The sequence below is a fragment of the Rhodosalinus sp. genome (assembly GCF_041685465.1).
In the GTDB taxonomy this organism is placed as follows: Bacteria; Pseudomonadota; Alphaproteobacteria; order Rhodobacterales; family Rhodobacteraceae; genus Rhodosalinus.
Genome location: NZ_JAWLFS010000149.1, coordinates 1 through 7,517, shown reverse-complemented (window position 1 = coordinate 7,517; position 7,517 = coordinate 1). Strand labels below are relative to the sequence as shown.

At 71.5% G+C, this 7,517-nt stretch carries 8 protein-coding genes; 4 read left to right on the top strand and 4 right to left on the bottom strand.

From position 1 onward, the window contains the following. The 3 genes from pheT to ACESL7_RS10570 all read left to right on the top strand — a co-directional run. Positions 1–1,759 (top strand): phenylalanine--tRNA ligase subunit beta (gene pheT, locus ACESL7_RS10580; protein ID WP_372893290.1); only part of this gene is annotated, 1,759 nt, incomplete at its 5' end. Between the two features lie 39 nt (positions 1,760–1,798). Continuing rightward, positions 1,799–2,455 carry a phosphoribosyltransferase gene (locus tag ACESL7_RS10575; RefSeq protein WP_372893289.1) on the top strand — a complete coding sequence of 219 codons (657 nt, stop codon included), beginning with the start codon at positions 1,799–1,801 and terminating at the stop codon, positions 2,453–2,455. Beyond that, positions 2,452–2,898, top strand: coding sequence for a YtoQ family protein (locus ACESL7_RS10570; protein WP_372893288.1), 447 nt, complete (start codon positions 2,452–2,454; stop codon positions 2,896–2,898). Before ACESL7_RS10575 ends, ACESL7_RS10570 begins: the two co-directional genes overlap by 4 nt. A gap of 704 nt (positions 2,899–3,602) precedes the next feature. On the opposite strand, the gene ACESL7_RS10565 is transcribed toward ACESL7_RS10570, so the two are convergent. Together ACESL7_RS10565 and ACESL7_RS10560 are read right to left on the bottom strand one after the other, a co-directional pair. After that, positions 3,603–3,986, bottom strand: coding sequence for an HIT domain-containing protein (locus ACESL7_RS10565; protein ID WP_372893287.1), 384 nt, complete (start codon positions 3,984–3,986; stop codon positions 3,603–3,605). Positions 3,987–3,997: 11 nt separating this feature from the next. Then, positions 3,998–5,575 carry a DUF5928 domain-containing protein gene (locus tag ACESL7_RS10560; protein WP_372893286.1) on the bottom strand — a complete coding sequence of 526 codons (1,578 nt, stop codon included), beginning with the start codon at positions 5,573–5,575 and terminating at the stop codon, positions 3,998–4,000. Positions 5,576–5,705: 130 nt separating this feature from the next. Here ACESL7_RS10560 and ACESL7_RS10555 point away from each other — a divergent pair, with 130 nt between their 5' ends. After that, positions 5,706–6,524, top strand: a complete 819-nt coding sequence (locus ACESL7_RS10555) for a sulfotransferase family protein (protein ID WP_372893285.1) — start codon at positions 5,706–5,708, stop codon at positions 6,522–6,524. 209 nt (positions 6,525–6,733) lie between these two features. On the opposite strand, the gene ACESL7_RS10550 is transcribed toward ACESL7_RS10555, so the two are convergent. Further along, on the bottom strand, positions 6,734–7,189 hold the full coding sequence (locus ACESL7_RS10550) for a GAF domain-containing protein (protein WP_372893284.1): 456 nt from the start codon (positions 7,187–7,189) through the stop codon (positions 6,734–6,736). Then, on the bottom strand, positions 7,186–7,517 hold a 332-nt coding region (locus ACESL7_RS10545; protein ID WP_487247754.1), incomplete at its 5' end, for an NAD(P)/FAD-dependent oxidoreductase. The genes ACESL7_RS10550 and ACESL7_RS10545, both read right to left, overlap by 4 nt.

Here is a 7,517-nt window from a genome sequence, read left to right as displayed (position 1 = left end):
GCCCGAGGCGCGCGACGGCTGCCCGCTCTTCGCGGCGCGCGTGATCCGGGGCGTGCGCAACGGCGCCTCGCCGGCGTGGCTGCAGGACCGGCTGCGCGCCATCGGGCTGCGCCCGATCTCGGCGCTCGTGGACGTGACGAACTTCTTCACCTTCGACCGCAACCGCCCGCTCCACGTCTTCGACGCGGGCAAGGTCGCGCGCGACCTGCGCGTCCACCGCGCCGCGGGCGGCGAGACGATCGAGGCGCTCGACGAGAAGACCTACACCTTCCCCGAGGACGCCGTCGTGATCTCCGACGACGCGGGCCCCGAGAGCATCGCCGGCATCATGGGCGGCGCCGCGACCGGCGTGACCGAGGAGACGGTGGACGTCGTCCTCGAAAGCGCCTTCTGGGATCACGTGCAGATCGCGATGACGGGCCGCGCGCTCAAGATCAATTCCGACGCGCGCTACCGCTTCGAGCGCGGCGTCGATCCGGCCTACACCCTGCCGGGGCTCGAGGATGCGACCCGCATGATCCTCGACCTCTGCGGCGGCGAGGCCTCCGAGGTGGTCGTCGCCGGCGCGGTGCCCGACACGGCCCGCGCCTACCGGCTCGACCCGGCGCGCGTGCGCTCGCTCGTCGGCATGGAATTGCCCGAGGCCGAGCAGCGGCAAACCCTCACGGCGCTCGGCTTCCGCCTCGAGGGGGACATGGCGCATGTGCCCTCCTGGCGGCCCGACGTGATGGGCGAGGCCGATCTGGTCGAGGAGGTGGCGCGCATCGCGAGCCTGACCAAGCTCGAGGGCAAGCCCCTGCCGCGGCCCTCGCCGGGGGTGACCGCGCCGGTGCTCACGCCGCTCCAGCGCCGCGAACAGGCCGCGCGCCGCGCGCTCGCCGCCGCGGGCTTCAACGAGTGCGTGACCTACAGCTTCATCGACGCCGCCGCGGCGCGGCTCTTCGGGGGCGACGACCGCCTCGCCCTCGAGAACCCGATCAGCTCCGAGATGACGCACATGCGCCCCGACGTGCTGCCCGGCCTTCTGCAGGCCGCGGCGCGCAACCAGGCGCGCGGCTTCTCCGACCTCGCGCTCTTCGAGATCGGCCCGGCCTTCCACGGCGCCGAGCCGGGCGAGCAGCACCTGCAGGTCGCGGGCCTTCTGGTGGGGCGCGCCGTGCCGCGCAACGTCCACGGCCCGGCGCGCGACGCCGATGCCTTCGACGCCAAGGCTGCCGCGGAAGCGGTGCTCGCCGCGCTCGGCGCGCCCGCGGGCGTTCAGGTCCTGCGCGGCGGGGCGGACTGGTGGCATCCCGGCCGGCACGGGCGGATCTGCCTCGGCCCGAAGAAGACGCTCGGCACCTTCGGCGAGCTGCACCCCCGCGTGCTGCAGGCGCTCGACGTGAAGGGGCCGGCGGTGGCCTTCACCCTCTGGCCCGAGGAGATCCCGGCGCCGCGCCGCGCGGGCGCCGCGCGCCCGGCGCTCGAGCTCGCGGATCTGCAGGCAGTGGAACGCGACTTCGCCTTCGTGGTTGACGACCGGGTGGAGGCGGCGAAACTGGTCTCCGCCGCGCGCGGTGCCGACAAGGCGCTCATCGAGGACGTGCAGGTCTTCGACGAGTTCGCGGGCGGCGCGCTGGGCGAAGGGCGGAAATCGCTCGCGCTGTCGGTGCGCCTCCAGCCGCGCGAGACGACGATGACCGAGGCCGAGATCGAGGCCGTCTCGGCCCGCATCGTGGAGAAGGTCAAGGCCGCCACCGGCGCCGAGCTGCGCGGCTGAGCCGCGCCCGGGGCGGCCCCGGCAAGCGAGGAGGCCGCGATGTTCGAGGACCGGAAAGAGGCAGGCGAGACGCTGGCCGAGCGGATCGCCGCGCAGCACCCCGAACGCCCCGTCGTGCTGGCGCTGCCGCGCGGCGGCGTGCCGATCGCCGCCACGGTGGCCGAGCGCCTCGGCGCGCCGCTCGATCTCCTGCTGGTGCGCAAGCTCGGCCTGCCGGGACACTCGGAGCTCGCCGCCGGCGCACTGGTCGAGGGTGACCCGCCGCAGGCGGTCTACAATCCGGAAGTGCTCACCATGGCCGGCCTCGACGAGCGCGACTTCGAGGTGCAGATCGCCGAGAAGACGCAGGAGATCGCCGAGCGCCGCGCCCGCTGGCTCGCCGGGCGCGCGCCGGTGGACCTCTCGGGGCGCACGGCGATCGTGGTGGACGACGGCATCGCCACCGGCGCGACCGTGCGCGCCGCGCTGCGCGGGCTTCACGCCCGCGCGCCCGCCGCCGTCTGGCTCGCCGTGCCCGTGGCGCCGCCCGACACGCTGGAGCGCCTCGCCCACGCGGCCGACGAGGTGATCTGCCTCGACCGTCCGCGCGACTTTCAGGCGGTCGGTCTCCACTACCGCCATTTCCCACAGGTGAGCAGCGACGACGTCGCCGAAATCCTCGCCCGCTTCGACACCCCCGACAGGAGAGCCCGATGACCCTGACCGTCTACCTCGCCGGAGAGATCCATTCCGACTGGCGCGAGGAGGTGAAATCCGCCGCCGCCGGCCTCGACCTGCGCTTCACCGCACCGGTGACCGACCACGCGGCGAGCGACGACTGCGGCGTGGCGATCCTCGGCCCGGAGGAGGACAAGGTCTGGCACGACCGCAAGGGCGCGCTCCTGAACGCCATCCGCACCCGCACCGCGATGGAGGAGGCCGACGTCGTCGTCGTGCGCTTCGGGGAGAAATACAAGCAGTGGAACGCGGCCTTCGACGCCGGTTACGCCGCCGCGCTGGGCCGCCCGCTCGTCATCCTCCACCCGCCCGAGCACGACCACGCGCTGAAGGAAGTGGACGCCGCCGCAAACGCTGTCGCCCGCGAGCCGCGTCAGGTCGCCGACATCCTGCGCTACGTGCTCGAGGGCCGTCTGCCCTGACCGCGAAGATCACGCCCGCGACATCGGCCTCGTCGATTGCGCGGCCGCCCCGGGGCGCCGTGACGAGCGCGCTCGGTGCGTGTGGCCTCGTCGCGGTCGGCGCGCGAAGCGACAACCGGGTGCGCCATGGATAACGCCCGGGGCGGACAGGGGGCAGCACGCGGCCTCCGTCGATGCCGAGTTGATCCCGATGGTGTGGACCCGAGGCAAGCCGTATCCCGGGGACGTCAGCGTCATCGCGGCGCGCGTTGTCACAGGGAGCGTTCCAGAGGTCGCAGGCGGCAAGGGCCTTCGACGCGAAGCCGCTCGGGGCACGGCATGGGGGCGCGGAACAGGCCGCTCGTCAGCAGGATATTCCCGGGGCTCGGCACCGCACGATCCGACGCACCCCCGGGACCGGTACTGCATCGGACGAGAACACCGAAGCTGTCAGCTCACCCAGCGATCATTGGCGCCAAGCGGGTTCAAGCGCTGGTCGGTCGCGTGGGATTTCAGCTCGAGGTCTGCCGGATCGACACCTCCTTGATCGACCCTCGCCGCCGACAGGCGGCCCCGGACGGGGCGTCGCGCCGGAGGCGCGGCCGCTGGGAAGGCGGGCGGTGCGTCACCGGAACCGGCCAAGGGCAGGCCCCGCGCAACGCGGGCGCCCATGCGACGGTGGCAGACCGCCGGGGCGGTCCCCGGTGGCCCCGCGATCGTCGCTCTCAGTCGCGCCGCATCAGCATCGGGCCGAGCCGGCCGCCGGCGAAGACGTGGACATGCAGGTGCGGCACCTCCTGGGCGGCGTCCTCCCCGGCGTTGGCGAGCAGGCGGTAGCCCGCGCCCTCGGCCCCCGGTGCGACGCCGAGCCTGCGGCAGACCTCGCCGACGGTCCGCGTGAAATCCACGATCTCGGCCTCCGAGGCCTCCGCGGCGAAGTGGTCGTGGTTGACGTAGGCGCCCTTCGGAATCACCAGGACGTGCACCGGCGCCTGCGGATTGATGTCCTCGAAGGCGAGGCTGTGTTCGGTCTCCAGCACGGTCCTGTTGGGGATCTCCCCCCGCAGGATCCTGGCGAAGACGTTCTGCTCGTCGTAGGCGTAGCCCATCCGGCCCTCCCTCAGTCGGCGAAGAGGTTGTCGGTCCGCGCGATCTCTAGCGCCTCGGCAAGGTCGACGCCAAGGAATTCCGCAAGCACCGCGGCATTGGTCTCGGTCGCGTCGCCCTCGCGCAGGCGCAGGTGGTTTTCAAAGCCCGCATCGCGGATGCGGTCGCGCTCCAGCGCGATCTCGTTGCGGATCGTCGGCAGGAGGCGGGACAGTGTCTCGGGCGGCGTGCGCTCCCCGGCGAGGCCGACACGCCGCGCGTGACCGATCAGGTACGCGTCCGAGAAGCGGCACTCGACCTCGAGGATCCGCGTGCGCGAGCGGTCGCCGCAGAAATCCTGCAGCAGGTCGACGTTCGCCGGATCGATGCAGATCGCCATGCGGTCCGTCCCGTAGTGCTCGAAGAGCATCCGCAACAGTGCCCGCCGATGCCGGTGACGCTTGGCCATCGTCGTCTCGAGTCCGCCGAGATCGGGCAGCGGCGCCGCCGCGTCGTTGAAGAGATACTCGATGCCCGGAAGGCCCGTGACCTCCCGGAGCCGCACCATGAGCCGGCGGCCGACGTGCCACTTCTTGCAGACCACGATCAGGAGTTCCCGTTCATGCCCGATCGAGCCCTCGCTTTCCCAGAAGCGGGGCGCGAACCGGCGCCCGATCCGCCCGCGCTGCGTGAGAAAGCGGTACAGGCTGCGACCTTCGTTCGAGACGGGGAACTCCGTCCCCTCGGAGGCGTAGAGCAGCCCGAGCCGGCGGGTCAGGTCGGTCGCCTCGGGGCTGATCTTGCGCGCGAAGAGCGAGTCCTGGCTGAGCAGCAGGTCATAGTGATCGTCGTGGAAGACCACCGGCATCCCGTAGTCCGAGAACATCAGGAAGGTGAGCGTACGGCTCTCGATTTCCGTCTCAGGGATCAGGTGGCGCACCAGCGTCTGAAAGAAGGTCTCGTCCGGGATCCACGTCCGGCGGAAGAAACGCACCACGTCGGGCCGCGCGGCGATGAAGTCGAGGATCGCCTCGATCGTGCCGCGGCGCAGGCACCACCACTGGCTGCCGATCATCACCTGGATGTCGGCGGGGATCGCCCGTTCGAGCCCGAGCCGCTTCTGCCAGTCGAGGGACGCGTAGAACAGCCGCTTGCGCCGCCGCTCGTTGAAGACATGGCGGTAGATCAGCCGTTCTTCCTTGATGCCGGTCCTGATCCAGTCCGAAGCGAAGAAGTCGAAGCTCTCGATGTAATCGCGGTCATGCGCATCGAGGACGGCATGGGCGTATTCGGCGGACTTGATGGCCATGCAGTCGCCCGAGAGCATGTAGACATGCGTGGCCTCCGGAAAGGCGGCCAGGGCCGCGCGCACGGCTTCGAGCGTGGCGGCCACCAGCGACCACTCGCCCCAGCCGCATTTCACCCGCCGCGGCGCGAAGACGACATTGGGATTGGGATCGAGCGCCGCCCGCATGCGGCGATAGGCGCGGTCGTCGGCGCGCCCGTCGAAGTGAATCGCCATGACGTCGCCCGCCGCGGTCAGCCGCTGCGCCTGCTTGACGATCGCATCCGGATCCTTGTGACAGAGCAGTATGAAGGCGATCCTGGCCATGCCGCGCGCGTCTCGCTCTCCTTCGAGCCGGCCCGAGAACGGGCTTTCCTCGGTCTCTAGCCTGCGACTAGAATGAGACCAAGCACAACCGGGCAGGGCAGCCCGGCGGCGAGGCAGGGCAGGACGGGCGATGGGCTTTCCGGGCACATGGATGACCGAAAGCGGAAGCGTGGTCTACCGCGTGGTTCCCAAGTGTGCCTGCTCCACCATCGGACAGATCCTGCACTATTCCGACCACGGCCGCTTCTACGAGGGCGATATCCACGACGCGCGTGAAGGTCTGCACAAATGGGCGCGGGAGGAGAGCCAGCCCGTGATCTCGGCCACGGTCAGGACGCGCAGCGCCCCGGCCTTCACCTGCGTGCGCAACCCCTACACGCGCATCCTGTCGTCCTTCTTCGACAAGATCTGCGGCATCCAGCGCAACGGCAAGCGCTACCGGGGCAACCTCGTCCCGATGCTGACGCAGAAATACGGCGTCGAGGTGGGCGGCGCCGACGGCAGGCAGGACTTCGACCAGATCCGCAGCTTCCGCCGCTTCCTGCTCTTCGCCCGCGACACGATCCGCTGGAAGCGCCCGATGGACCCGGACATCCACTGGTCCTCGGTCTCGGGGCACGTGGGGACCTTCATCGCCAACGGCGGGCGCTACGACCACATCTTCTGGACGGAGCGCTTCGGCGAGGGGATGCAGACCGTGCTCGACGCGATCGACACGCCCTATCCGGTCGACCTCGCCACGATCCCGCGCTTCAACGAGAGCGCCGCGCACGGCCCAGAGCGCGCGCATCCGGTCGAGGACTACTTCGACGACCTTTCGATGCACCTCGTCTACGAGATCTACCACCGCGATTTCGAACTCTTCAAATACGACGCCGCCGATCCGTCGAACCGGATGCCGGTGGGAGAGATCGACCTCGACGAGGTGCACGCCAAGCTCGGCGACTGAGCCGCCTCCGCCGCGCGCCTGTCCGCGTCGCGCGGCCGGATCATGCCGATCTGCAACGGTGCGGTGCCTCAGCGGCGCAAGCCGTCCCGGCCTCCTGCGCAGGCGGGCGGTTTCCAGTTGCCCCTGTCCGATGATCGTCCGCCGCGCTCCTCGGGCCTCGCGGCCCTCCTCGCTCCCGCGCCGCGCGAGGGGCGACCGGGAGGCGCGGCTCAGAGCCGGCCGAAGGTGTCGGCGAGGATCGCGCCGAGGCCGTCCGCATCGGCCCGGCCGAAGGCCGCGGGCCGGTCACTGTCGATGTCGAGCACGGCGATCAGCCGCCCTGCCCCGTCGCGCACCGGCAGCACGATCTCCGACCGCGTCGAGGACGAGCAGGCGATATGCCCCGGGAAGGCCTCCACGTCGTCGACGATCTGCACCTCGCCCCTGCGCGCCGCCGCGCCGCAGACGCCGCGCGCAAAGGGGATGGTCAGGCAGCCGTGCCCGCCCTGGTAGGGGCCGATCTTCAACGTCTCCGGCGCGACCACCCGGTAGAAACCGGTCCAGTCGAACCGGGCGTCGGCGTGGTGGATCTCGCAGGCGAGCGTCGCCATGAGCGCGACGGCGTCGGTCTCGCCCTCGGTCAGCGCGGCGATTCGGCGGCGGAGATCGGCGTAGTCGAGAGTCATGGGCGCTCCTTCGGCTCCAGGCTCTCCTGCCCCGGTGCCGGTCCGCCCGCAAGGGGGCGCCCCGCCGCCGCGCGCCCCGCCCAGCGCCCGGTGGCGAGGCAGGCGGTCAACAGGTATCCGCCGGTCGGCGCCTCCCAGTCGAGCATCTCTCCGGCGGCGAAGACGCCGGGCAGGGCCCGCAGCCCGAGCCCCGCGTCGAGCCCGTCCCAGGCGAGGCCGCCGGCGGTCGAGATCGCCTCGTCCATCGGGCGCAGGCCCGCGTGGCGCACCGGCAGCGCCTTGACCACCGCCGCGAGCGTCTCCGGCGCCTGCGGCAGGGGCCGCGCGA